A 23,330-nucleotide genomic window follows, 5' to 3' on the forward strand; every position below is an offset into this window, starting at 1 on the left:
GTTCGTGGCGGCGGCACGGAACGGAACGGTCTGTACGGTCCTTACTGGCACCGCGCGATTCCTTACGGGCGTCGGCCGGTTCTGTGCGGGCGTCCGCCGTCGCGCTGCGCCGCAGGCTCGCCGGGCGCCCCGCGGACGTGCTGGTCGCCGCCGTCTTCGCCGGTGCCGCCGTGCTGCTCCGGCTGCACCAGCCGTTGCCCGACGGCGTCGGCCCGTCCGCCGCCGCCGTCGGCCTGCTCGTCGGGGCGTGCCTGCCGCTGGTGTGGCGGCGTTCGCGTCCGGGTCTCGTGCTGGCCGCCACGGCGGCCTGCTATCTGACGGGTGAACTGCTCGACCCCGCCGGTGACAACGCCCAGTCCGTGTTCCTGGCCTGCTACTCGGTGGCACGGCACACGCCCGCGCCGCGCAGCCTCCTCGCTCCCGTCGCGCTCACCACGACACTGCTCGCCCCCGAGCCGGCCCACGGCCGGCTGAACGTGTTCTCCTCGGCCGACACCGCCGTCCCGCTCGGCCCCGCCGACTACCTGGTGGCCGCCGCGATGGCCGCCGCCGTATGGCTGCTCGGCGCGTCACGGCGCCGGCTGTACGCGGACGCCGCGCGCCTGCGTGACCTGACCGAACGACTCCGCGCCGAGCAGCGGGTCAGCGCCCGGCGCGCGGTGGCCGCCGAACGCGCCCGGATCGCCCGCGATCTGCACGACCTGGTGGCCCACCACGTCAGCGCGATCGCCTTGCAGGCACGCGCGGTCACCGTCGTACTGCCGGACGACTCGCGCGCCGCCGGTCAGGGAGTGGCGGCGATCAGCGAGGCGGCGGACACCGCGCTCGACGAGATGCGCGGCCTGGTCCAGCTGCTCGCGGACCCGCCGCCGGAGAGCGGCGCCGCGCCGCTCCCGCAGCCGTCGCTGCGCCACCTGGAACGGCTGACCGGGGAGGCGGAGGCGGCGGGCTGCCCGGTGACGCTCACGGTAACCGGACCGGTCGCGGAGCTGCCGCCCGCCGTGCAGGTGTCGGCGTACCGCGTCGTACAGGAGGCGCTGTCGAACGTGCGCAAGCACGCCGGCGCCGTCCCCGTACGCGTCGCACTGGCCTGCCGGGACGGCGGGTTGACCGTCACGGTGGAGAACGCCGCGCCCGCCCACGACCGCCGCCCGATGCCCGGCTCCGGGCTCGGGCTGATCGGCATGCGCGAGCGCACCGCGCTGTTCGGCGGCACGCTGCGCGCGGAACCCGTCCCGGACGGCGGCTGGCGCGTCGTGGCCACGTTCCGGCCGCGGGACGGCAGCCCGTACGCGCCCGCCGACGGCATGTACGCGCCGGAGGACGGCCGATGACGCCGCCGGTGCGGGTGCTGACCGTGGACGACCAGGAGCTGGTCAGGACGGCGCTGCGGGTGATGCTGCGGCGGCGTACGGATGTGGAGGTGGTGGGCGAGGCGGCGGACGGCGCGCGGGCCGTCGAGGCGGCGTACGAACTGCGCCCGGACGTGGTGCTGATGGACGTGCGGATGCCCGGCATGACCGGGGTGGAGGCGACGGCGCGGATCCTCCAGGGCTGGCCGCACCCCGGACCGCGACCACGCGTGCTGGTGCTGACGACGTTCGACCTGGACGAGTACGTGCACGCCGCGCTGCGCGCCGGGGCCGGCGGGTTCCTGCTGAAGAACACCACGCCGGAGCTGCTGGCCGAGGCGATCGGAGTGGTGGCGGCGGGCGAGGCGATGCTCGCGCCGACGGTCACCCGGCGGCTGATCCGGGCGTTCTCCGACCTGCCGCCGCCGCTGCTGTCCGGCGTGCGGCCCCGCCCGTCACCGGCCGACGGGTCGCCCGGAGGCCCGGGCGACCCGCTGGACGCGCTCACCCGGCGCGAACGTCACGTCGCGGAACTGGTCGCCCGCGGGCTCTCCAACGCGCGGATCGCCAGGTCGCTCGGCCTCAGCGAAGCCGGCGTGAAGAGCACCGTCAACCGCATCCTGACCAGGCTCGGACTGGAGAACCGCGTACAGATCGCGATCCTCGTACTCGCGGCCGAACCCACGACGGAACAGGGCGACGGCCGGCACACTGCTACCTGATCCAACGGCAGACCCTAGGCGTCCTTGGGCCCCGCCTGCTGCACCACCTCGAACGACCAGAGCGTCGAGTCGCTCGCCGCGGGCTTGGGGCGCTCGCCTCCCTCGCCGCCGCCCTGGTGCGCGGCCTTCATCGGCCCCTCCATCCAGGCCTGGAACGACGCCTCGTCACGCCACCGGGTGTAGACGAGGTAGGTGTCGGTGCCCTCCACCGGGCGGAGGAGCTCGAACCATTCGAAGCCGTCGGAGCTCTCCACGGTGTGGGCGCGGGAGGCGAACCGCTTCTCCAGCGTCTCCCGCTGCTCGGCGGGCACGGTCAGCACATTGATCTTGACTACGCTCATGGCCCCATCTTGCCCGATGGCACATCCGAGCAGGCTAAGTCCCACGGCATCGCTACGGCATCGAGTGTTTTGAACGCGTTCAAAATGAGCTAGGGTCACTCTCACACGTCGAGGGGGAGTGGCATGAAGATCGTGATACCCGGCGGGACCGGGCAGGTCGGCGCAGTCCTGAAGCGCGCGCTGAGCGCGGCCGGACATGACGTCGTGGTACTCAGCAGGCGTCCGCAGCAGCCGGGCGAAGTGCACTGGGACGGCGCGACCCCGGGGCCGTGGACGGAGGAGATCGACGGCAGCGACGTCGTGGTCAACCTGGCCGGACGGAGCGTGAACTGCCGCTACACCCCCGCCAACCTCCGCGAGATGATGGACTCACGGGTCCACTCCGCCCGGGTCGTGGGCGAGGCGATCGCCGCGGCCGCCCGGCCGCCCCGGGTCTGGCTCCAGATGAGCACCGCGACCGTCTACGCCCACCGCTTCGACGCGCCCAACGACGAGGCCACCGGCGTGATCGGCGGCACCGAACCCGACGCCCCCGGCTACTGGGCCTACAGCGTCGACATCGCCAAGGCCTGGGAGCGGGAGCAGGAGACGGCCGGCACCCCGCACACCCGGAAGGTGGCTCTGCGCGCCGCCATGGTGATGAGCCCGGACCGCGGCGGCGTCTTCGACGTCCTGCTGCGGCTGGTCAGGCTGGGCCTCGGCGGCCCTGTCGCCTGCGGCGCGCAGTACGTGTCGTGGATCCAGGACCAGGACTTCGTCCGGGCGGTCGAGTTCCTCATCGCCCGGGACGACATCACGGGGCCGGTCAATCTCGCCGCTCCCGCGCCCCTGCCGCACCGCGACTTCATGCGCGCCCTGCGGACGGCGTGGGGCGTCCCGGTGGGCCTGCCCGCGACGCGCTGGATGGCCGAGGCCGGCGCCTTCGTCCTGCGCTCGGACACCGAACTGCTGCTGAAGAGCCGCCGCGTCGTCCCCGGCCGCCTCCTGGACGCGGGCTTCACGTTCGGCCGTCCGGACTGGCCGACGGCCGCGGACGACCTCGTACGGCGGCTCCGCAGCCGTGGCGTGGGATGAGTTCGAGTCAGCCCCGCTTCTTGCCCTGCTCCAGGGCCTTGCCGGTCATGTCGGTGACCTGTCCGGCCGGGGGCGCGTCCGCCTCCACCTCGGTGCCGAAGTCGGTGAAGTCCATGACCGTGCGCACCGTGACCCGCTGAGGCGAGGACGAGGCGTCGGTGGAGGATCGTTGCGTCGACCCCGGTGCGGACTTGAGGGTCAGGTCGAGCTGCTGACGGCGCATGCGGCCCTCTTCGTCGAGCCACACGTCCATCGGCAGCGTCGGGCCGACCTGCTGCCGCAGCGCGTCGCCGTTGGGCAGCTCGGCGACGTCGACGGAGACGCGGTAGTGCGTGGTCTCGACGCCGCCGATCGTGGCCGTGCCCTTCTTGGTCACGTCCTTGTCGGTGATCGCCTTCGCGTACGCCGCGGACTGCGCCGGATCGCTCATGGACCGGTCGCCCGCGCCCTGCTGTGCGGAGACCTTCCCCAGGTCGATCTTGATCCAGGGCTTGCCGCCCGGTGCCTGCCCCTGGGGCATCTTCTGGTACAGCACCTGATCGACCACGCGCTGCTCGATCCGCTGCCCCTGCACCGCGAGCGTCATGACGCTGTCGCCGTCGTCGAAGTCCACGGCGCCCTGGCCGTTCGCGGACTCCGAGGTGCCCTGGGCCGAGGTCTGCACCCGCAGCCTCACCTTGGCGGTGTCCTCCTCGGCCGTCCTGTCGTAGGCGGAGCGCACCGCCCGCGTGCCCTGCTCCTGTGTGTTGCCCTGCGCCGAGGAACCCCGTGCGCCGTCACCCGTGCCGTCGTCGTCGCCGCAGCCGACCAGCACCGTGCCGGCCAGCACACCGGCGACGCCTAAGGCACAGACCTTCCTGCCGTTCGCTGCCCTGCCCATCGAACCAGCTCCTCTCAGGTGTGATGCGACCCAAGTGCCCAAGCCGGGCATGAACACACGTGCGTGCTCGAGGAGTTGGTTTCCGGGAGGATTCCGTCCCCGGCCGGTGCGGTCGGTGCGAATCCGGTCAGCGGCGCCCGCGGAGCTTGCCCAGCAGTCGCTGGGCCTGGGCCCGCTTGCGCGGATCGGCGGCGGCCCGCCGTGCCTGCTCGGTGGCCCGCCGCCCCTGCGGGCTCCGGGCGAACTGCTTGATGCGATTCAGGATGCCGGCCATGACGCACTCCCTCGTGTTCTGACGTCGTCTTGTCTGTAGCTCGTCTACCCCTCCGACGAGGTGCTCAGCCCTTCTCCCGCCCGGACGGTGCGCGACCGAACGTGTTTGCCGCCGGAGTCAGAGGCAAGTCGCAGTCCATGACCGAAGAGAACAAGCGCACGAATCAGAAGCCGACCACCATACGGGCGACGGAGTCCAAGGCCCGAGGCGCCGCGGACAAGGCGACCGCGCCGACGGCCCAGGCCGCGAAGCGCGCGTCGGCCAAGGCCGATGACGCGGCGTCAGCCGTCAAGGCCGGGGCGGAACGCTCCGCCGAGACGACGACGGCGGCCGTGCAGACCGCGGCCAGGAGTGTCGAGGCGGGCCGCCAGGCAGTCGTCGCGGCCTCGGGCCAGGTCGCCGCCACGGCGAAGACGGCCTGGACGGTGATCGCCCACCGCAAGGCCGTCGCCGCGGGCGTCGGGGCCGGCCTGACCGCCCTGAGCGCCGCGTCGTACGCGGTGGGACGCCGCGCGGGACGCCACACGCACGGCCCGCTCACCCGGCTCACCGGCGGGCGGATCTGACCCGAGGCGAGGGGGCCCGGCAGGACGCCCACAAGGCCGGAAGGCGGCGCCGCGTACCACCGGATGTCCCGGTGGGTACGCGGCGCTGCCTCCTTGTGGTGCGTGGCGCGGTCCGGCGGTTCGCCGCGTGGCCTGGCGCACATCCGGCCCTCACAGCGGTGCCCCTCTCGCGCGTCACGGCTGTGACGAGGAAGGATGAGGGCGCAAGCGAAGAATCACACCCATGTGGAGGAGCGGGCCCATGCAGCACGAGCGAGCGGGCAGTCCGGCCGGTCCCGAAGATCTCGTCGACGTCGCTCGGCTGGTCACCGCGTACTACGCGCTCCACCCCGACCTGGACGACCCGGGGCAGCGCGTCACGTTCGGGACCTCCGGACACCGCGGAACCGCACTGGCCGGCGCGTTCAACGACGACCACATCGCCGCGACCAGCCAGGCCATCTGCGAGTACCGCGCGGCCCAGGGCATCGACGGCCCGCTGTTCCTGGGCGCCGACACCCATGCCCTGTCCGAGCCCGCACGGGTCACCGCGCTGGAGGTGTTCGCCGCCAACGAGGTGACGGTGCTGATCGACGACGCGGACGGCTACACGCCGACCCCGGCCGTCTCGCACGCCATCCTCACCCACAACCGCGGCCGCACCACCGGCCTCGCGGACGGCGTCGTCGTCACCCCGTCCCACAACCCGCCCGCCGACGGCGGGTTCAAGTACAACCCGCCCAGCGGCGGCCCGGCCGCCTCCGACGCGACCTCCTGGATCCAGGACCGGGCGAACGAGATCATCCGCGGCGGCCTGAAGGACGTCCGGCGCATCCCCCACGCCCGGGCCCTCGCCGCGGCCACCACAGGCCGCTACGACTTCCTGGGCACCTACGTCACCGACCTGCCCGGCGTGCTCGACCTGGACGCGATCCGCGCGGCCGGGGTGCGCATCGGGGCGGACCCGCTGGGCGGGGCGTCCGTCGCCTACTGGGGCCGGATCGCCGAGCAGCACGGCCTCGACCTCACCGTGGTCAACCCGCACGCCGACCCCACCTGGCGGTTCATGACGCTGGACTGGGACGGCAAGATCCGCATGGACTGCTCGTCGCCGTACGCCATGGCCTCGCTCATCGAGCAGCGCGACCGCTTCGACGTCGCCACCGGCAACGACGCCGACGCCGACCGGCACGGCATCGTCACCCCGGACGCGGGCCTGATGAACCCCAACCACTACCTGGCCGTCGCCATCTCCTACCTGTACGCCCACCGCGACCGCTGGCCTGCCGCCGCCGGTGTCGGCAAGACCCTGGTGTCCTCCGCCATGATCGACCGGGTCGCCGCCGACCTCGGCCGTGAACTGGCCGAGGTGCCGGTCGGGTTCAAGTGGTTCGTGGACGGGCTGGTCGACGGCACCATCGGCTTCGGAGGGGAGGAGTCGGCCGGGGCGTCCTTCCTGCGCCGGGACGGCTCCGTGTGGACGACCGACAAGGACGGCATCATCCTGGCGCTGCTCGCCTCCGAGATCACCGCGGTCACCGGCAAGACCCCCTCGGAGCACTACGCCGCGCTGACCGCCCGCTTCGGCGAACCGGCGTACGCGCGGATCGACGCCCCGGCGTCCCGCGAGGAGAAGGCCCTGCTCGCCAAGCTCTCCCCGGCACAGGTCAGCGCGGACACGCTCGCCGGGGACGCCGTCACCGCGGTGCTCACCGAGGCCCCCGGCAACGGCGCGCCCATCGGCGGCATCAAGGTGACCACCGACAACGCCTGGTTCGCGGCCCGCCCCTCGGGCACCGAGGACGTCTACAAGATCTACGCCGAGTCCTTCCGCGGCCCCGACCACCTCCGCCAGGTCCAGGAGGAGGCCAAGACCGTGGTGCTGACGGCGCTTTCCAGCTGAGCACCGGCACGCGACGGCCCGGGCCACGTCAGGGTGGCCCGGGCCGGGTGGGCTTCAGCTTCGCAGGCTGCGGGCGGGCAGGACGACATGCGCCGCCGAGGAGAGCAGGTCCTCGTCGGACGTGAAGGCGGCCGGTGTCTCTACGTCACCGCCGGTCAGCACCTGCTCGATGGCCTTCGACGTGGCCTCCGGGCCGTTCGCACCGTCTCCGGGGGAGCAGGCCAGGAGGTACGGAACGTCCCCGTCGGGGGTCGTGCCCCGCCAGGACAGGACGACGAGGGAGCCCAGGTCGTCGGTGTGCACGGACTGCGTTTCGGGTGAGACCGAGGTCACCGCGGATCCGTGTCGGCGCACCGGGAGGCACCCGGCCCGGTCTCACCCGACTGGACCACGCCCCGCCGGGCTCTCCACACGAGGGCACATCTGCCTCGGGTACCGGTTCGCCGGGGTGGAACCCGATACAGGACACTGGGGGAAGATCCGACCCGGGAAGGACCGTCACGTGATCATCTTCGGCACCAAGGGGTACCTGTACCAGCTGGCGATACTGACGCTGGTCTGCGGCCAGTGCGGCAACCCCGCCGCGCACACGCTCAGGAAGCGCGTCACGAAGTTCACGCTGTTCTTCGTGCCGCTGTTCCCGATCTCGACGAAGTACCTCACGCAGTGCACCTTCTGCGGTGCGGAACAGAAGGTGACCAAGGAACAGGCGGAGCAGTTGCAGGCCCAGAGCGCGAGCGGCGACGGCGGCCAGACGTACGGGCAGCCGCAGCAGCAGCACCGGTTCTGAGCCGGCCGGCCGCCCCGGGGCGGGGAGGTGCTCAGCCGGTCGTGAGCACCTCGTCCGTCAGGCCCAGGTGCCGTCGGAAGGCCTCGCGCCCCTGATCCGTCAGCCGCACGACGCGGGAGCCGTCGCCGTGCACGAGCCAGGACGCCTCCAGTGCGCGGTGGAACACGGCCGCGGCCACCGCGCCCGCCAGATGCGGGCGCTGTTCCGTCCAGTCCAGGCAGGTACGCACATGCGGACGGCCCGTCGCACCCGTCGCCTCGTCCGCGATTCCGAGGCCCGCCAGCCATGCCGCGCCGGACGCGGTGAGCGCCGGGCCGGACTCCCAGGACAACACCCCACGAGCGGTCATGGCATCGGTCATCGCCACGGCGAGGGAGCCGCCGAGATGGTCGTAGCAGACGCGGGCGAAGCCGACGGCGCGGTGCCGGCGGGCAGCGGTGAGCGAACGGACCGCGACCAGCCGGCGGGGCGCCCTGGCCGCCAGCGCCTCGATCATCTCCGCGATGCCGGGGTCCGCCAGACGCACATAGCGGTGCCGGCCCCGGCGTTCCTCGGCCAGCAGACCACCGGCCACCAGCCGGTTCAGATGGCTCGTGGCCGTGGACGGCGCGACACCGGCCAGGCGGGCCACCTCGGAGGCCGTCCAGGCCCGGCCGTCGAGCAGGGTGAGACAGATCGCGGCGCGCGTGCGATCGGCCAGCAGCGCCCCCATTGAGGCGAGATCCGGTTCTTCGGCATGGACGTCGGGGCTGGTCACCGACCGATTGTCCCCGGCCGACACTTCGACGCGCATCGAAACGTCCCGGCCGTAGCGTCCTGAGCCATGACGACCGACACCCATCGTGTGATCCAGCCGAGCGTCCTCTACTTCGGCACGCCCGTCGTGCTGCTGACCACGGAGAACGACGACGGCTCCTGCAATCTCGCACCGATCTCCTCCGCATGGGCCCTGGGACAGCACTTCGTCCTGGGCATCGGCAGTGAGAGCCGGACCGTGCGCAACCTCGCCGAGCGCCCGGAGCTCGTGATCAACATCGCCTCGCCGGAGCTGTGGGAGCAGGTGGAACGGCTCGCACCGCTCACCGGGGCGCACCCGGTGCCGGAGGCCAAGCGGGCGGTGTACCGCTACGAGCCGGACAAGTTCGCAGCGGCCGGGCTCACGCCGGTCGCCGCCGACCTCGTGAAGCCGCCGCGCGTCGCCGAGTGCGCCCTCCAACTGGAGGCACGGGCGCGCGCGTTGACACCCGGCGGAGCGGGTCTCTTCTTCAGCGTCGAGTGCGAGGTCCTGCGCGTCCACGCCGCCGAACGCGTCGTCGTACCCGGCACCCACCACATCGACCCGGCCGTCTGGAGCCCGCTCATCTACAACTTCCGCCACTACCACGGCCTGTCCCCCGAGCTCGGTCACGGCTTCCGTTCGGAGACGGCCAGGGCCACGGCCTCCGCCGTCTGACCCGCCCGCACCGTGACCGAGGAGCGGATCGTGTCCCGCCCGGTCACGGTGCGGGCGCCGGCCCGTCCGCCCGGCGGCGCCGTTCCAGCAGCAGCGCCGCACCCGTGGCGGCCGCCCCCGCGCCCTCCCACAGGCCGACACCGACGAAGACGCCCGGCGCTCTCCCGCTGAGCGCCGCGACGGTGAAGACCGTGCAGGTGAGCAGCCGGAACGGAACGGTCCACCGGAAGAAGGCCCGCCAGTCGGCCAGCGCCGCCAGCACGTAGTACACGCCCATGTTGAGCGCCGCCATGGACGAGGCCGTCAGGAACGCGGGCGTGAAGTCCCCGGCAGCACGCTCGCCCGGGGCGGCGAGGCCGAGGAGCGACAGCTGCGTGGCGGGTGAGACCAGGCCCACCGTCCCGAGGGCGGCGGCGAGCACACCGAAGACGGCCATCGTCCAGCCGGAGGCCGAGCGGGGGAGACGCACGCCGGGATCGTATCCACGTTCGACCGGCGGCCGGGCCGGTTCCGTTCCCTTTCCCGGACGGCACTGATCCCCTTTTGCGGGACCGCATCGAACCGTGTGGCAACCGCAAGATCTCGGGTACTCGTCCCGCCACGGGCCCGGACCTGTGTGGGCCGAAGGGCCTCCAACAGTCGATTCAGGAAAACGGAGGCATACAGATGAGCACCGTCAAGGAAACCGTGGAAGTCGCCGTCCCCGTCCACACCGCCTACAACCAGTGGACCCAGTTCGAGGAGTTCCCGAACTTCATGGAGGGCGTCGAGGAGGTGAGGCAGCTCGACGACCGTCACAACCACTGGACCACCAAGGTCGGCGGAGTCCGGCGCGAGTTCGACACCGAGATCGTCGACCAGCTGCCCGACGAGCGGGTCACCTGGCGCACGACCAGCGGAGACACCAAACAGAAGGGCTCGGTCCGCTTCGAGCGCGTCGACGACACCCACACCCGCGTGGAACTCGTGATGGACATCGAGCCCAGCGGAGCCGTGGACAAGGCCGGGGACATGCTCGGCACGATCGACCGGCGCATCAAGGGCGACATGAAGCGCTTCAAGCAGTACATCGAGGAGCGCGGAGCCGAGTCCGGCGCCTGGCGCGGCCGCATCCAGCCCGGCGGCGGCACCGGCCCCACCCCCCTCTGACACTCAGGGCCCCGCTCTTCCGGACCCGGCCTCCACCACAGACCCGGTGGAGGCCGGGTCCTTTTGTGCCCACCCCGTCCCGGACGCGTCCCTGTCCTTGATGCGTCCGTGTCCCCGACGCGGGGAATGTGTGGTGTTTCGGTCATCTCGGTGACATGCACCTGTCCAAATCGGTCTCCTGGTGGCACGCTGCCCGTGGTTCGCAGCGACACCCCTGCCTGACCGGGTGGATGAGCCCCGCCACCCGGCCCCCACAGCAGAAGGAGACCGCGTGACAGGCACACCCCGTAGCCTTCGCTCCTCCGGCAGCGGCACCCGCGTTCGTCGCACCGTCCTCGGCGCACTCGCCGGCGTCGCCGCACTGCTGGCGACCGGCGTCACCGCCGCGCCGGCGAGCGCCGCGCCCGACCCGGGAACGGTGGCACCCTCGGCGCAGGAACGCGCCCTCGCCTTCTGGACCCCCCAGCGGATGCGCGCGGCCACCCCGCTCGACGTCCTGTCCGTCGACCGCTCCGACGTGCGGGCCTCGGACATCCGCAAGGGCAAGGCGACCGTCGTGGCACCCAGCACGCCCGCCTCCGACGTCGGCCCCCTGGCGATCCCCCACGGCGGCGGCCCCTGGACCGGGGGCGGAGCGGTGACCAAGACCGCCGGGCGGGTGTTCTTCACCTACCAGGGGCGCACCGCCTCCTGCTCCGGCAACGCCGTCACCAGCGCCAACAAGAGCACCGTGATCACCGCGGGCCACTGCGTGAAGATGGAGGGAGCCTGGCACACCAACTGGGTGTTCGTGCCCGGCTACCACGACGGGCAGCGCCCGTACGGCACCTGGACCGCGTCCAAGATCCTTTCCACGCCGCAGTGGACGGCCAGTGAGGACATCAACTACGACATCGGCGCTGCCGTGGTCGCCCCGCTGGACGGCAAGAAGCTGACCGACGTCGTCGGCGGCCAGGGCCTGGCTTTCAACACCGGCTACAACAAAGCCATGTACTCCTTCGGCTTCCCGGCCGCCGCACCGTACGACGGCGAGAAGTTCATCTACTGCAGCGGCACCACCTACCGCGACTTCCTGCTCTCCAGCGACCACGGTCTGACCTGCAACATGACCGGCGGCTCCAGCGGCGGCCCGTGGTTCACCCAGTTCAACGAGGCCACCGGGACCGGGCTGCAGTCCTCGGTGAACAGCTTCAAGTACAACTTCCTGCCCAACGCCATGTACGGCCCGTACTTCGGCGCGGACGCACAGAACCTGTACCAGAGCGCCCAGTCGTCCTGAGCCACCGGCCGGCCGGGTGCCGGGTCCTCCTCCGAACGGTGGGGGAGGACCCGGCACCCGGCGCGTCGCCGTGAAGGCTCCGGGCGTCGCCGCGAGGCCGCGCCGCACCTGCCGAAAGGGCTGCGGGCGTCGTCCCACAGGCGGCAAACCCGTTGCGCCGACCAGCGGTTCCGACAGAATGCCGGGGTGATCGGCAACCGCAGCACCTACCGCACGGCGGACGGCGTCCGCGTCCCCGGAACCTGGCGACACGCCTTCATCCGCAACGGCGACTACTTCCTGACCGACCTGTTCATCTACGCGGACGGGCTGATCGACTGCTGGGGTCTGGTCACCCTGGAGGAGTTCGAGGAGAAGCTGCGCTGCGGCTGGGTCGCCACCGAACTCCCGGACGGCGCCAGGGTGTCCGCCCATGAGCTGGCCGCGTGGCGGTTCAGCGAGCCGCGTACCTGGCTCACGCCCGAGCTGCTGCTGGCCGAGGTCCGCGACACCATCGACCGGCTCAACGGACGCCCGGACTCCACGGCCCGCTGTCTGGCCGCCGTCGACGTGTTCCTCGCCGACCGGACCGAGGAGAACCGGGCCGCGGCCCGTGCCGCCTACCTCGCCATCCCCGAGACCCAACGCCACTACGCGCTCGGCGACATGGACCGCAAGGACTGGCCGCTCCAGGTCCTGGTGACCGGACCGGGCGAGTACCTGGACGGCGCCGCGCTCGGCGCACCGATCACCCAGGAGGAGTACGACGAGGCCATCGCCTACTTCGAGGAGCGGGCGAAGTGGATCGCGGAACGGCCCGCACGCATCCCGGCAGACGGGCCCGCGACACCGATCGCCCCCGCGATCCACCTGTACCAGAGCCATTTCCGCAAGGTCCCGGACGACCCGGGCACCACTGCACTGCGCAACGACTTCCCCGCTCCCGTCCCGGCCGACGGCGTCACCTACCCCTCCGTCGCCCACGCCTACTGGGCCCTGTCCACCACGGACCCTGACGCCCGAGCCGCCATCAGGGACGCGAACACCGTGTACGCCGCCCGGGACACGGCAGCCGGCGCTCCCCGGCGCGACGGGTGGGAACAGGCCCGGACCGCCGTCATGACCGCCCTGCTGAGGGCGAAGTACACCCGGCACCCGGCCCTCGCCCGGATCCTCCTGGACACGCAGGACGCGACCCTCGTCTACGACGACTCCGACTCCGGCTTCTGGGGCGACAACGGCGGCCGCGGCCGGAACTGGACGGGCCGCCTCCTGGAACTCGTCCGTTCCGAACTCCGCGCCGAGCAGGCCGGAATCACCCTCCCGGAACCGGGCGCCATGGAGGAGTGAGTGGCGGTGCGCCGGCCGTTCAGGCGGTCGCCTCGGCGAGCAGCCCCACCTGTTCGAGCCCCGACGCCGCGGGCACGAAGACGAGCTCGTCACAGCCGGCCGCGGCGAACGAGTCGGCGTACGACGTCACCATCTGCGCGCTCACCGCGGCACTCGCCGCGATCTGCGCGGCGGCGTCGCCGAGGAAGCCGTAGTAGTGCTGGAGATAACCGTCAGCGTGCGCCCGGGCGTCCGGGCCGAGCGCGAAGTACACCAGCGCCAGCTTGCGCGGTGCACCGGTACGCCCCGCTTCCTTCCACGCGGCATCGACGCCGGCCGACGCCTCCGCGAACATCTCCGGCGTGCCACCGCCCATGATCCAGCCGTCGGCCAGCCGGGCCACCCGCCGGAAACTGGCCGGGGCCGACCCGCCCAGCACGAGCTCGGGGCCACCCTCGCGCACCGGTGCCGGCCCGATCGCACCGGCGAACCCCCGCTCCTCGCCCGACCAGACCCGTTTCATCTCCGCCAGCTGTTCCTCCAGCCGGCGCCCCCTGCCCTCGGTGGACAGACCGCTCGCGGCGAAGTCGTCGTCACGCCCGCCCAGCCCCACACCGAGCACCAACCGCCCTCCCGAGAGCCGGTCGATGGAGGCCGCCTGCTTCGCCAGCAGCGCGCTGTTCGTGTGCAGCGGCCCCAGCAGAACACTCGTCGTCAGCCGGATCCGGCTGGTGACCGCCGCGGCCGCACTCAGCGCGACCAGCTCCTCGTACCCCGGGTAGACCAGGCGCCCGATCGTCCCGAGCGTGCTGAACCCCGCCTCCTCGGCCCGCCGGGCCCACTCCACGAGAACCGAACCCTCGGTCCCGGGAACCGTGTTGGGAAGGCCTATGCCGATGTCCATCTCCACCTCCGGTCAATGAGAGGGGGAGCACCTACCCACGCGGTGTTCTGCCAACCGGATGTGACGCACGCACTGATCACCGAGAGAGGGAATTCCGCGACCACGCGGTCGGCATGCATCGATCGTTTGTCGCCCCCACAAGGAGTGAAACCGGCCATGAACGCTCCCGCGACGTCCCCCACCCGCACCGCACCCGGAAGCCTCCCTCTGATCGGCCACGGCCTCCAACTCGCCCGCAGTCCCCTGCCGTTCATCAGCTCCCTGCGCGAGCACGGACCCCGTGGTGCGCATCCGGACAGGCCCCACCCCGGCCTACGTGGTCACCGATCCCGCCCTCACCCGCAAGGTCCTGGTGACCGACGCCGCGCACTACGCCAAGGGCGGCAAGATCATCGACGCCCTGCGTGTCCGCGGCTCGTTCCTCGCCTTCGGCGACGGCCGCCGCAAGTGCATCGGCGAGAACTTCGCCTGGGCCGAACTCCAGATCGTCCTGGCGACCGTCCTGCGGACCTGGCAGTCCTTCGAGCTCACCTCCCCGGTGCCGCGGCCCCAGGCCGTGGTCACGGTCAAGCCGGACCGCCTGACCATGGAGTTCCGCCGGAAGGCGGCACCGCCGCAGCCGACCAGCGAGAGCCCGTCCCAGGCGGTGATCGTGCCGGAGGCCGGCCCGCACACCAGGCCCACACCGTCCGGCAGTTGACGCCACCGGGCGGTAGCGGGACCGGAACCGGTCCCGCCGCGGTCACCGGGCAACCTTCCCCCGGCTCGCAGGTCTTCCTTCCCGGAGGTGGCCATGGGGGCGGACCATCAGATCGCATTCTTCCTGCGCGAGTCTCAGGCGCCGGACCCGGAGCGGCGCGCGGCGGCGGTGAAGGGGCTGGGCAGGACGGGCGGAGCCGGGTACGCCAGCGTCCTCACCGAGGCGGCCCGCGACCCCGCGCCCTCGGTGCGCGCGGCCGCCGCCCTGGCCCTGGGCCGGCTCGGGACCCCCGAGGCGGGCGGCGAGGTGCTGCTCCCGCTGATGCAGGACGCGTACCCTCGCGTACGGCGCCGGGCCTCGGTCGCCGCCATCCGGCTGGGACTCCAAGGACCCGCGGTCACACAGGCTTTCGCACGGCTGCTGTCCGACCCGGACCACCACCTGCGGATCAACGCCCTGGACGGCCTGGACGCACTGGGCGTGCCCGGGGATGTCACGACCCTGGTCGGGCTGCTCGGTGACCCGGATTGCACCGTGTGGGGGCGAGCCCGGAGTCTGGTGCAGCGGTTCCGGGACGACGCGGCTGTGCGGGCGGAGGTGATCCGCACCGCCCGCCAGGGCCCGGGCACCGCCCGCGTGCGGGCCCTGGACCTGCTGCCGGACCGCTGCACCGAGCAGCTCCTCGACTCGCTGCTCACGGGACTGAGCGATCCCTCCCCTGACGTACGGAAAGCCGTGGCCCGGCGGTTGTTCGACGTGGCACGGCCGGAGACGCGAGACGCGCTGGCCGCGGCACTGCGGACCGAGCGGGATCCCGAGGTGGCCGCATACCTGCTGCGCCGCCTCGGAGACCTGGGCGACGAGCGAGTGACCGGACCGGCTGTGCGGTGGCTGCGCGATCCCGAGGCCGGCGCATCGGCCGTAAGCGCTCTGGCGGAAGCGGCCCCGGCGACGGCCGCCGCACACCTGCGCGAGGTCATGGCCGACCGCACGGTCCACCCCGGCCCCCGGGCCGCCGCGGCCACGGCCGTGGGGGCCGGCGGAGGATGGGACGCCGTCTGGCTGCTGCTGCCCCTGCTGGACGACCCCGAGGACGAGGTACGCGCCGGCGTGATCGACGGCCTCGGAGAACTCGTCGAGAACGGGCTCCGCCTGTGGGAACGCCATCCCGTGGCCTGGGCCCTGGTCGCCCGTCTCGCCGCCGGCGGACAGCACACCTGGCGCGCACGCAACGCCCTCGACGGCCTCACCCAGGCCCTGCCCGCCGTACGGCGTCTCGCGGACGGTGCCGCCTCCGGCGAGGTCCGGGCCGCCGCCCTGTCGCTGCTCGACGGGGACGACGAGACCGACGAGCACGTCCACGACGACGTACGGCGTTTCCTGCGCGGCCTGGACGACCCGCACGAGCCGGTCCGCTACGAGGCCGTGCTCGGTCTCGAACGCTGGGTCGCGGCGACCGGCACGCTGCCACCCGGAAGCGAGGAAGCCCACCGCCGGCTGACCGCCCTCACCACCGACGCCTCCCATCGGCTGCGTCATGCCGCCACCAGCCTCCTCGAAGCACTGGACACCGACTGACTCCTCCCGCACACACGCCCCTTCGCCCACGACCTCGGTATCACCCGCACCGGCGATTCCCGGACGCCGACCGCCGAACACCGCGTGTCGCCGGCCCGGCCGGTCCACACTGGGACCCATGCGCGTGGTGATCATGACGGCGGGATCGCGCGGCGACGTCGCCCCGTACACCGGGCTGGGCGCGGGGCTGGCGCGCAGCGGGCACGAGGTCACCCTCGTCACCCACGGCCGGTTCGAGGCGCTGGTCGCCGGTTCCGGGGTGCGGTTCCATCCGACTCCGGTCGACCCGCACGCCGTGTCGCGCTCCGAGCGCGGGCGCAGCCTGCACGCCAGCACCACAGGGCTCGGCAAGCTGCTGCGCGCGGTGTCGATGGCACGGTCCGCGGCCGAGGAGATGACCGACGCCCTGGTCCAGGCGGCCCGCGGCGCGGACGTCGTTCTGGCCGCCGGTGCCGTGGCCCCGCTGGGCCGCGCCATCGCCGAGGGCCTGGCCCTGCCCAGCCTGGGACTGTTTCTCCAACCCCAGCACCCGACAGGCGAGTTCGGTGCGCCGATGCTCGGCGGACGCTCGCTCGGCACCGTGGGCAACCGCTTGGGCGGACTGGCCGTCACCACCGCCGTCGACCGGGTCTTCACCCGGGCCATGCGCCGACTGCGCACCCGGCACGGGATGACCCTGCGTGGCGCGGCAGCGCTCCGCCGGGCCCATGAGCGGGCACGGTGGCCCGTGCTGCACGGATTCAGCGAGCTGGTGGTGCCCCGCCCCCGTGACTGGCGGCCCGGACTGGAGGTCGCCGGGTACTGGTGGCCGTACGACACCCGCACGCTGCCCGGGGAGCTGGAGGAGTTCCTCGCCGCCGGGCCCGCCCCGGTCTTCGTCGGGCTGGGCAGCGCCACCGTGCCCGACCCGGAACGTCTCAGCGGCGAGATCGTGCGCGCCCTGCGCGCGGCGGGCCTGCGCGGTGTGATCCAGCAGGGGTGGGCGGGCCTCGCCGCCGACGCCGACGATGTGATCACGGTCGGCGACGTGCCGCACGCGCCGTTGTTTCCCCGGATGGCCGCCGTGGTCCACCACGCCGGGGCCGGTACCACCGCCGCCGTACTGCGCTCGGGCGTCCCCACCGTGCCGGTGCCCGTGCAGTTCGACGGCGGCTTCTGGGCGGCCCGTCTCGTCGCACTGGGCACCACGCCCAGCGCCGTCCCGCTGCGCCGCCTCACCGCCGAGGCACTCGCCCCCGCCCTGCGCCGCGCCACGAGCGATCCCGCCTACCGCCACCGCGCCCAGGCCCTGGCACGCCGACTGGCCGAGGAGGACGGCGTCGCACCGGTGTCGGCCGCGCTCGACCGACTCGTGCCGTGACCGGCAAGCAGCTCACGACAGAGGGACCGTCGACCCCCTGATCGCCACCTGGCAGGGCAGGGTCTCGACTCCCGACCGCCGCGTGCCGGCGATCACCGAGAACAGGGCGTGCGCCGCCGCGCGGCCGACCTGTCCGAGGTTCATGTCGACACTGGTCAGCGGCGGGCGGGACGCCGACGTCAGGACCCGCCAGTTGTCGAAGCCCATCACCGCCACGTCCTCCGGCACCCGCCGGCCGCGCTCGCGCAGGACGTCCACGACGCCCCGGGCGATCTGGTCGCTGCCGCGCAGTGCACSCTGCCSTWCGCGGTCGGCCTGGACCTCARCACCGCSTTCCTCGCSGCYGYGGCCCGYCTGGTCGTCGGYCTGCCGCSCCGGACCACTTCCACTTCCACGCCCCGACGTTCAACCCGAAGATCCCCGGCTCCTGGCTGGTCGACCTCTTCCCACGTGGAGCTGGGCCCGCACGGTTGTCCAGGTCCCGGGTGAAGCCAAGGTGTGCGTCTGGCACGAGGCAGGGCCCGTCGGGCGCTCGCCGGTCGGCGTGAACGGCGACGGAAGGCGCGAGCCGCAGCCCGGCGGCTTCATCGGTTGGCCCCGCGGTGAAGATCCATGCGGGCGGGCGGCCAACTGTGACACGCACACGACCGGGCCACTCCCCGTCGCGTTGCGGGCTGTCCAATCGACGGCGGATACTGACGGTGAGCGGCTGCACTGCGGAAGGGCCTGGAACGGTGGGCGAATACGTGGAGCTACCCGGTGTGAAGACGTGGTACGAGGCGGAAGGCGCTGGTGATCCGTTGCTCCTCCTCCACGGCGGCCTCTGCACGAACGAGACCTGGGGAGCTCAGCGAGCCGATCTGGCAGCGAGGTACCGCCTGTTCCTGCCCGAGCGTCGCGGACACGGGCATACGCCCGACGTCGAGGGGCCGCTGTCGTATCGGGACATGGCTGACGACACCGTCACCTTCATCGAGTCGGTCGTTGGCGGCCCCGCCCATCTCGTCGGCTGGAGCGATGGGGGGATCGTCGCATTGCTCGTCGCCATCGCCCGCCCCGACCTCGTCCGGAAGGTAGTGGCCATGGGGGCCAACTTCCTCCCCGGTCCGGAAAGCTCCGCGGCGCCGGCGTTGCTGGACCACATGTCGGCGGATGCTCCCGAGATGGCGGCGTTTCGCGGGATGTACGAAGCCGCGTCGCCCGACGGCGCCGACCACTGGCCGGTCGTCGTGAACAAAGTGGCCGACATGATCCGTACGCAGCCCACCATCTCCACCGACGACCTGGCTCGTATCAGCGCGCCCACACTCGTCCTGGTCGGTGACGACGACCTGACGACACTCGAACACACGATTGCCCTCTATCGTGCGATCCCTCACTCGGAACTGGCCGTCGTCCCGGGGACCTCTCATGCCCTGCCGATGGAAAAGCCCGAGCAGGTCAACCGGCTCATTCTGGATTTCCTCACGAACGATCCCGTCCCCACGATGTTCCCTCTACGGCGGGCTACGGGCGCGGCAGCAGGCAGCGGTCAGGCCTGACCGCTGGACGTCGGGCCGGCAATGGCTGCACGCCCGCAGCCCGGCGCTCAGGAGCCGACGGGCCTCCTCGCGGCCCTCCCCTCGAACGACGGTTGACCGCTTCCCTGACTTTCTGGGAGACCTCCCCGGGATCGGGCTTCAGCTCGAATCGCATCGGGCGTACTACCTGGCGAGACGTGCCGGCGATGGGTCTCGCTGCTCCATGTCCGAGAACCTGTTCACCCGCGCCGAACACGACCGCGTCATCGCGGCGGCGAACGAGGCCGACCTGCGGGCCTGAAAGCCAGGCGGGGCCGGGTCCGCTCCCGAGCGGTCCGAAATCGCCAAATCCGGTCCGAAAGTCGTCTAGACCACTCTCGGAGTCTTGAACGCGCCTGTCCGGATCTGCTTGGGTTGCGGACCAATGGCCGCCGTCCGACGGCCTGTTGGGGGGAATGGTTTCTGTGGTGCGCTTGCGAGGGGGCATGACCGGCGGGCGCGACGGGCGACCACGCCGACGACCGCCGTCCGCCCGGATCCCGTATCGCCGCTGAGCGGGCGGGCAGGGTATCCAGGTCTCACTCCAGTCACACCCTTCATGCAGACCAGGGGAAGGTGCATGAGGTACTTCCGTCTGCTCGTCCTGGGCAACGGCATCTCGGCGTACGGCAGTTATCTGAACATGGTGGCGCTGAACGTCTTCGTCTACGACGCCACCGGCAGCGCGCTGGCCGCCGGCCTCTTCATGGCCGTACGCCTGGCGACCAGTGTCGTGTCGGGCTGGGTGAGCGGGCGGCTCGTCTCGGGCCACGACCGCAAGCGCCTGATGGTCGGCGCCGACCTGTGCCAGGCCGTGGCCCTGCTGTCGCTGCTGCTCGCCCCCGAGGGCACGCGCCCGGGGCTGCTGTACGTCCTGGCCGTGGTCACGGGCGGCTGCTCGACGCTCTCCCAGGTCGCCCTGCGCAGCAGCATCCCCGAGATCGTCGGAGCCGAGCACCGGGTCCGGGCCAACGGGCTGCTGGTGACCGGGCGTTCACTCGCCATGATCGCCGGGTTCGCCTCCTCGGGCGTGGTGGTCGCGGAGCTCGGCTACTCCGCGGCGTTCGCGCTGGACGCCGCGACCTTCCTGGTCTCCGCGACCGTGCTGTCCCTGCTTCCCGTCCGCACCAGGGCGGCCACCGACGCCGCGGTCGGCGGCTCCGCGAAGGACTCCGGCGCCGCGGGCTGGACGGCCCGGATGCTGCTGGGCACGGCACCGCTGCTGATGGCGATGATCGCCGTCCGGGCGGTCGACGGGCTGGGCTCGTCCTCCCACAACGTCGCCCTCCCCATCTACTCCAGCAGCCTGGACCCCGACCATCCGGCCACGTTCATCAGCCAGTTCTGGGCCACGTGGGCCATCGGCAACATCGTCGCCCAGCAGGTGATCGGCCGGGTCACCAAGAAGACCGGGCGGACACCGGGGGAGCGGGCGTTCGCGCTCGGCGCATGCGTGATGTCGGCCGGGTTCATCGTGGTCTTCAGCGGGCTGCCGACCATGCCGGCCGTCATCGCCGCGCTCGTCGCCGGAGCCGCCGACGGATTCACCGAGATCGTCTACGTGTCGAGGCTCCAGACCGCCCCCGACGACCAGCGCGGCCGCCTCTTCGGGCTCACCGCCTCGGCCGAGAACACCGGTTTTGGACTGGGCATGCTGGTCAGCGGCGCGCTCCTGGAGACCTTCTCTCCGTTCCAGGTGGTGGCCGCCTTCCACGGTCTCGCCATCGCCCTGTGCGCGGCCCTGCTCCTGTGGCTGGTCGGTCGGGGCAGGGCAACACCCGCCCCGCCCGCGGAAGATTCCGCCGGCCGCGACACACCGACCATGACGGAGGGACGCGGCTGATGAACACCAGCGATCCGGACCCGCGGATGGCCGTCATCGGCATGGCCTTCCGGCTGCCCGGCGCCGACACTCCCGAGGACTTCTGGCGCGTCATCCGGGACGGCACCGACTGCATCACCCGCTTCACCGACGAGGAACTCGCCGCCGCCGGTGTCTCCGCCGAGGAGTACGAGGCGGAGGACTTCGTCGGCGCCTCCGGCCTGCTGGACGACATCGCCGGATTCGACGCACAGCACTTCGGGATGAGCCCCCGCGAGGCCCGGCTCACCGACCCGCAGCAACGCATGTTCCTGGAGTGCGCCCAGCACGCCCTGGAGAACGCCGGCTACCCGGACGAACGCGGCGGCACCCGCGTCGGCGTCTACGCCAGCACCGGATACCACCTGTACACCTTCCAGAACTATCTGCTCAACAACGTCCTGCCCAGCCATCCCACGTCCGACTGGGCGCAGGGCATGCAGATGACCGTCGGCAACTACGCCGACTTCGCCGCCACCCGCGTCGCCTACCGGCTGGGCCTGACCGGCCCCGCCGTCAACGTCCAGACAGGCTGCTCCAGTTCCCTGGTCGGCGTGCAGGCGGCCGCCCAGTCGCTGCTCATGGGCGACTGCGACATCGCCCTCGTCGGCGCCACCGCCGTCCACGTCCCGCAGGTCCTGGGCTACCGCCGCGTCAAGGGTACGATCCTGTCCAGGTCCGGCCGTCTGCGGGCCTTCGACGCCGGCGCCGACGGCACCGTGGGAGGCACCGGCGTCCTGGCCGTCGTACTGAAGCGGCTGGCCCGGGCCGTCGCCGACGGTGACACCATCCACGGTGTCATCCGCGGCTGGGGCATCGGCAACGACGGCGCGGGCAAGTCGGCGTTCACCGCGCCGAGCGCCCAGGGCCAGCACGCCGCCATCCGCCAGGCGCTGCGACGCGCCGGTGTCGGCGCGGACACCATCGGCTATCTGGAGACGCACGGCACCGGCACGCTCAAGGGCGACCCGATCGAGTTCGAAGGCGCGACCCGTGCCTACCGCGAGGACACCGACCGCGACGGCTACTGCGCCCTCGGCTCGGCCAAGGCCAACATCGGCCACCTCGACGCCGCCTCCGGACTGGCCGGCCTCGTCAAGACCCTGCTGGTCCTGCGGCACGGCGTGATCCCGCCGATGGCGAACTTCAGCGAACCCAACCCCCTCATCGACCTCGACAGCAGCCCCTTCTACATCCCCCGGACCGCCCGGCCCTGGCCCGCGAGCGACACACCCCGCCGCGCGGGGCTCACCTCACTCGGCGTCGGCGGCACCAACGTCCATCTGATCCTGGAACAGGCCCCCGAACCCGCGCCCAGGACCRGCTCGGCCGCCCCTCCCGACGTGCTACTCATCTCCGGAAGCAATCCGCAGGCCCTCGCGGACAACGCCCGCGCCTTCCGCGACCGGTTACGGCAGCCCCCCGCACCGCACCTGGCGGACCTCGTCACCACCGCCGCCCTCGGCCGCGCCCACGGCCGTCACCGTCTCGCGGCCCGCGGCTCCACCCCGGCAGCCCTCGCCGACGCCCTCGGCGCCTGGCTCGCAGGAACCACCGGAGCGGCGGTGACCACCGGGACGGCCCCCGGCGAGGGCGCCCCGCGCGTGGCATTCCAGTTCACCGGCCAGGGCAGCAACTACCCCGGCATGGCCGCCGCCCTCTACGCGCGTTTCCCCGCAGCACGTCACGTCCTCGACGCCTGCGAACAGCACTACCGCGACCTCACCGGCGACTCCCTGCTCGCGGCACTGCGCAGGGACGACTCGGGGGATGCGGCACCCGCAGGCACGGACACCGCTCAGCCCGCGCTGTTCACCCTGCAATGCGCCCTCGTCCGGCTGTGGCGCGACTGCGGCGCCGAACCGTACGCCGTGACCGGGCACAGCGTCGGGGAGTACGCCGCCCTGTACGCGGCCGGAGCCCTCTCGCTGGAGGACGGTCTGCGCCTGACCACCGAACGCGGCCGGCTGATGCGGCAACGGTGCGCGCCCGGCGCGATGGTGGCCGCACCGCTCGACCGGGCGAGCGCCCTCGCCCTGGCCGCGGAGGTTCCCGGACTGGAGGCGGCCGTGTCCAACGGGAACCGTGCCCAGGTGCTCGCCGGTCCCGTGGCCGCCGTCGACCGGGCGTGCGAACTGCTGGACGACCGCGGCACACCGGGTCAGCGGCTGCCGGTGACCCGCGCCTTCCACACCGCCTCGATGGAACCGATGCTGGAGGAGTTCCGGAAAGTCCTCGACGCTGTGGACTTCCGGCCGGTGCTGCTCCCGTTCGTCAGCGCCCTGGACGGTGTGACCC

General features: G+C 72.4%; 25 protein-coding genes and 1 pseudogene. 17 read left to right on the forward strand and 9 right to left on the reverse strand.

Annotated features, from left to right (window positions below; translation table 11 throughout):
• Positions 1–83: 83 nt before the first annotated feature.
• Together CA983_RS18745 and CA983_RS18750 are read left to right on the forward strand one after the other, a co-directional pair.
• Positions 84–1,334, forward strand: coding sequence for a sensor histidine kinase (locus CA983_RS18745; RefSeq protein WP_086602060.1), 1,251 nt, complete (start codon positions 84–86; stop codon positions 1,332–1,334).
• On the forward strand, positions 1,331–2,074 hold the full coding sequence (locus CA983_RS18750) for a response regulator (RefSeq protein WP_167407404.1): 744 nt from the start codon (positions 1,331–1,333) through the stop codon (positions 2,072–2,074). The genes CA983_RS18745 and CA983_RS18750 overlap by 4 nt, the downstream gene beginning before the upstream one ends.
• A gap of 14 nt (positions 2,075–2,088) precedes the next feature.
• On the opposite strand, the gene CA983_RS18755 is transcribed toward CA983_RS18750, so the two are convergent.
• Positions 2,089–2,415 (reverse strand): antibiotic biosynthesis monooxygenase family protein, encoded by a 327-nt coding sequence (locus tag CA983_RS18755; RefSeq protein WP_086602061.1) that lies wholly within the window; start codon positions 2,413–2,415, stop codon positions 2,089–2,091.
• 123 nt (positions 2,416–2,538) lie between these two features.
• On the opposite strand from CA983_RS18755, the gene CA983_RS18760 reads away from it, so the two are divergent.
• Entirely contained in the window at positions 2,539–3,489 is a 951-nt protein-coding gene (locus CA983_RS18760) for a DUF1731 domain-containing protein (protein ID WP_086602062.1), read from the forward strand.
• A gap of 7 nt (positions 3,490–3,496) precedes the next feature.
• Here CA983_RS18760 and CA983_RS18765 read toward each other — a convergent pair whose 3' ends face one another.
• Positions 3,497–4,369: an SCO4651 family lipoprotein gene (locus tag CA983_RS18765; RefSeq protein ID WP_086602063.1), complete on the reverse strand. Its 873-nt coding sequence runs from the start codon at positions 4,367–4,369 to the stop codon at positions 3,497–3,499.
• 127 nt (positions 4,370–4,496) lie between these two features.
• The gene (locus CA983_RS46735; protein ID WP_167407405.1) at positions 4,497–4,643 is read right to left on the reverse strand and encodes a hypothetical protein; all 147 of its coding nucleotides are present in this window, start codon (positions 4,641–4,643) and stop codon (positions 4,497–4,499) included.
• Positions 4,644–4,780: 137 nt separating this feature from the next.
• Here CA983_RS46735 and CA983_RS18770 point away from each other — a divergent pair, with 137 nt between their 5' ends.
• Both CA983_RS18770 and pgm read left to right on the forward strand, forming a co-directional pair.
• Complete coding sequence (locus CA983_RS18770; RefSeq protein ID WP_086602064.1) at positions 4,781–5,209, forward strand: hypothetical protein; 429 nt, start codon at positions 4,781–4,783, stop codon at positions 5,207–5,209.
• A 241-nt stretch (positions 5,210–5,450) separates the two neighbouring features.
• Entirely contained in the window at positions 5,451–7,091 is a 1,641-nt protein-coding gene (pgm, locus tag CA983_RS18775) for a phosphoglucomutase (alpha-D-glucose-1,6-bisphosphate-dependent) (protein WP_086602065.1), read from the forward strand.
• A gap of 54 nt (positions 7,092–7,145) precedes the next feature.
• Here the strand turns inward: pgm and CA983_RS18780 are convergent, their stop codons facing one another.
• Entirely contained in the window at positions 7,146–7,424 is a 279-nt protein-coding gene (locus CA983_RS18780; RefSeq protein ID WP_086602066.1) for a DUF5949 family protein, read from the reverse strand.
• Between the two features lie 169 nt (positions 7,425–7,593).
• Between CA983_RS18780 and CA983_RS18785 the strand changes: the two genes are divergently transcribed.
• Positions 7,594–7,881 carry a zinc-ribbon domain-containing protein gene (locus CA983_RS18785; protein WP_086602067.1) on the forward strand — a complete coding sequence of 96 codons (288 nt, stop codon included), beginning with the start codon at positions 7,594–7,596 and terminating at the stop codon, positions 7,879–7,881.
• A gap of 31 nt (positions 7,882–7,912) precedes the next feature.
• Here the strand turns inward: CA983_RS18785 and CA983_RS18790 are convergent, their stop codons facing one another.
• Positions 7,913–8,638, reverse strand: a complete 726-nt coding sequence (locus CA983_RS18790) for an ArsR/SmtB family transcription factor (protein ID WP_425276456.1) — start codon at positions 8,636–8,638, stop codon at positions 7,913–7,915.
• A 66-nt stretch (positions 8,639–8,704) separates the two neighbouring features.
• On the opposite strand from CA983_RS18790, the gene CA983_RS18795 reads away from it, so the two are divergent.
• The gene (locus CA983_RS18795; protein WP_086602069.1) at positions 8,705–9,334 is read left to right on the forward strand and encodes a flavin reductase family protein; all 630 of its coding nucleotides are present in this window, start codon (positions 8,705–8,707) and stop codon (positions 9,332–9,334) included.
• Between the two features lie 43 nt (positions 9,335–9,377).
• Here the strand turns inward: CA983_RS18795 and CA983_RS18800 are convergent, their stop codons facing one another.
• Positions 9,378–9,770 carry a hypothetical protein gene (locus CA983_RS18800; protein ID WP_086602080.1) on the reverse strand — a complete coding sequence of 131 codons (393 nt, stop codon included), beginning with the start codon at positions 9,768–9,770 and terminating at the stop codon, positions 9,378–9,380.
• Between the two features lie 230 nt (positions 9,771–10,000).
• Between CA983_RS18800 and CA983_RS18805 the strand changes: the two genes are divergently transcribed.
• The 3 genes from CA983_RS18805 to CA983_RS18815 all read left to right on the forward strand — a co-directional run bounded on the left by CA983_RS18805 (position 10,001) and on the right by CA983_RS18815 (position 13,091).
• Positions 10,001–10,483: an SRPBCC family protein gene (locus CA983_RS18805; RefSeq protein ID WP_086602070.1), complete on the forward strand. Its 483-nt coding sequence runs from the start codon at positions 10,001–10,003 to the stop codon at positions 10,481–10,483.
• A gap of 271 nt (positions 10,484–10,754) precedes the next feature.
• Complete coding sequence (locus CA983_RS18810; protein WP_086602071.1) at positions 10,755–11,762, forward strand: trypsin-like serine peptidase; 1,008 nt, start codon at positions 10,755–10,757, stop codon at positions 11,760–11,762.
• A gap of 186 nt (positions 11,763–11,948) precedes the next feature.
• Entirely contained in the window at positions 11,949–13,091 is a 1,143-nt protein-coding gene (locus CA983_RS18815) for an NADAR family protein (RefSeq protein WP_086602072.1), read from the forward strand.
• Positions 13,092–13,110: 19 nt separating this feature from the next.
• Here the strand turns inward: CA983_RS18815 and CA983_RS18820 are convergent, their stop codons facing one another.
• Complete coding sequence (locus tag CA983_RS18820) at positions 13,111–13,974, reverse strand: LLM class flavin-dependent oxidoreductase (protein WP_086602073.1); 864 nt, start codon at positions 13,972–13,974, stop codon at positions 13,111–13,113.
• A gap of 283 nt (positions 13,975–14,257) precedes the next feature.
• Between CA983_RS18820 and CA983_RS18825 the strand changes: the two genes are divergently transcribed.
• The 3 genes from CA983_RS18825 to CA983_RS18835 all read left to right on the forward strand — a co-directional run bounded on the left by CA983_RS18825 (position 14,258) and on the right by CA983_RS18835 (position 17,612).
• Positions 14,258–14,674: a cytochrome P450 gene (locus tag CA983_RS18825; protein WP_244206990.1), complete on the forward strand. Its 417-nt coding sequence runs from the start codon at positions 14,258–14,260 to the stop codon at positions 14,672–14,674.
• 93 nt (positions 14,675–14,767) lie between these two features.
• On the forward strand, positions 14,768–16,252 hold the full coding sequence (locus CA983_RS18830) for a HEAT repeat domain-containing protein (RefSeq protein ID WP_086602074.1): 1,485 nt from the start codon (positions 14,768–14,770) through the stop codon (positions 16,250–16,252).
• A 118-nt stretch (positions 16,253–16,370) separates the two neighbouring features.
• Positions 16,371–17,612, forward strand: a complete 1,242-nt coding sequence (locus CA983_RS18835) for a glycosyltransferase (protein ID WP_086602075.1) — start codon at positions 16,371–16,373, stop codon at positions 17,610–17,612.
• A 12-nt stretch (positions 17,613–17,624) separates the two neighbouring features.
• On the opposite strand, the gene CA983_RS18840 is transcribed toward CA983_RS18835, so the two are convergent.
• Positions 17,625–17,870, reverse strand: coding sequence for a substrate-binding domain-containing protein (locus tag CA983_RS18840; protein WP_244206992.1), 246 nt, complete (start codon positions 17,868–17,870; stop codon positions 17,625–17,627).
• A 30-nt stretch (positions 17,871–17,900) separates the two neighbouring features.
• On the opposite strand from CA983_RS18840, the pseudogene CA983_RS49535 reads away from it, so the two are divergent.
• Positions 17,901–18,095 (forward strand): annotated as a pseudogene (locus CA983_RS49535) (hypothetical protein); the annotation flags it as partial.
• Between the two features lie 251 nt (positions 18,096–18,346).
• Positions 18,347–19,153 carry an alpha/beta fold hydrolase gene (locus tag CA983_RS18845; protein ID WP_086602076.1) on the forward strand — a complete coding sequence of 269 codons (807 nt, stop codon included), beginning with the start codon at positions 18,347–18,349 and terminating at the stop codon, positions 19,151–19,153.
• On the opposite strand, the gene CA983_RS49540 is transcribed toward CA983_RS18845, so the two are convergent.
• On the reverse strand, positions 19,109–19,285 hold the full coding sequence (locus tag CA983_RS49540; protein ID WP_425276457.1) for a DUF6233 domain-containing protein: 177 nt from the start codon (positions 19,283–19,285) through the stop codon (positions 19,109–19,111). The two genes, CA983_RS18845 and CA983_RS49540, sit on opposite strands and share 45 nt — an antisense overlap.
• Before the next feature lie 466 nt (positions 19,286–19,751).
• Here CA983_RS49540 and CA983_RS18850 point away from each other — a divergent pair, with 466 nt between their 5' ends.
• Together CA983_RS18850 and CA983_RS18855 are read left to right on the forward strand one after the other, a co-directional pair.
• The gene (locus CA983_RS18850; protein ID WP_086602077.1) at positions 19,752–21,014 is read left to right on the forward strand and encodes an MFS transporter; all 1,263 of its coding nucleotides are present in this window, start codon (positions 19,752–19,754) and stop codon (positions 21,012–21,014) included.
• Positions 21,014–23,330, forward strand: a 2,317-nt coding sequence (locus CA983_RS18855) for a type I polyketide synthase (protein WP_086602078.1), incomplete at its 3' end; no start/stop codon positions are given. The genes CA983_RS18850 and CA983_RS18855, both read left to right, overlap by 1 nt.

The organism is Streptomyces swartbergensis (assembly GCF_002148965.1).
Classification (GTDB): Bacteria; Actinomycetota; Actinomycetes; order Streptomycetales; family Streptomycetaceae; genus Streptomyces; species Streptomyces swartbergensis.

Excerpts from the sequence above, each read along its gene's own strand:
- CA983_RS18765 (WP_086602063.1), bottom strand. The coding sequence starts at position 4,369 with ATGGGCAGGGCAGCGAACGGCAGGAAGGTCTGTGCCTTAGGCGTCGCC.
- CA983_RS18805 (WP_086602070.1), top strand. The coding sequence starts at position 10,001 with ATGAGCACCGTCAAGGAAACCGTGGAAGTCGCCGTCCCCGTCCACACC.
- CA983_RS46735 (WP_167407405.1), bottom strand. The coding sequence starts at position 4,643 with ATGGCCGGCATCCTGAATCGCATCAAGCAGTTCGCCCGGAGCCCGCAG.
- CA983_RS18755 (WP_086602061.1), bottom strand. The coding sequence starts at position 2,415 with ATGAGCGTAGTCAAGATCAATGTGCTGACCGTGCCCGCCGAGCAGCGG.
- CA983_RS18800 (WP_086602080.1), bottom strand. The coding sequence starts at position 9,770 with ATGGCCGTCTTCGGTGTGCTCGCCGCCGCCCTCGGGACGGTGGGCCTG.
- pgm (WP_086602065.1), top strand. The coding sequence starts at position 5,451 with ATGCAGCACGAGCGAGCGGGCAGTCCGGCCGGTCCCGAAGATCTCGTC.
- CA983_RS18770 (WP_086602064.1), top strand. The coding sequence starts at position 4,781 with ATGACCGAAGAGAACAAGCGCACGAATCAGAAGCCGACCACCATACGG.
- CA983_RS18820 (WP_086602073.1), bottom strand. The coding sequence starts at position 13,974 with ATGGACATCGGCATAGGCCTTCCCAACACGGTTCCCGGGACCGAGGGT.
- CA983_RS18750 (WP_167407404.1), top strand. The coding sequence starts at position 1,331 with ATGACGCCGCCGGTGCGGGTGCTGACCGTGGACGACCAGGAGCTGGTC.
- CA983_RS18760 (WP_086602062.1), top strand. The coding sequence starts at position 2,539 with ATGAAGATCGTGATACCCGGCGGGACCGGGCAGGTCGGCGCAGTCCTG.
- CA983_RS18835 (WP_086602075.1), top strand. The coding sequence starts at position 16,371 with ATGCGCGTGGTGATCATGACGGCGGGATCGCGCGGCGACGTCGCCCCG.
- CA983_RS18795 (WP_086602069.1), top strand. The coding sequence starts at position 8,705 with ATGACGACCGACACCCATCGTGTGATCCAGCCGAGCGTCCTCTACTTC.
- CA983_RS18850 (WP_086602077.1), top strand. The coding sequence starts at position 19,752 with ATGAGGTACTTCCGTCTGCTCGTCCTGGGCAACGGCATCTCGGCGTAC.
- CA983_RS18830 (WP_086602074.1), top strand. The coding sequence starts at position 14,768 with ATGGGGGCGGACCATCAGATCGCATTCTTCCTGCGCGAGTCTCAGGCG.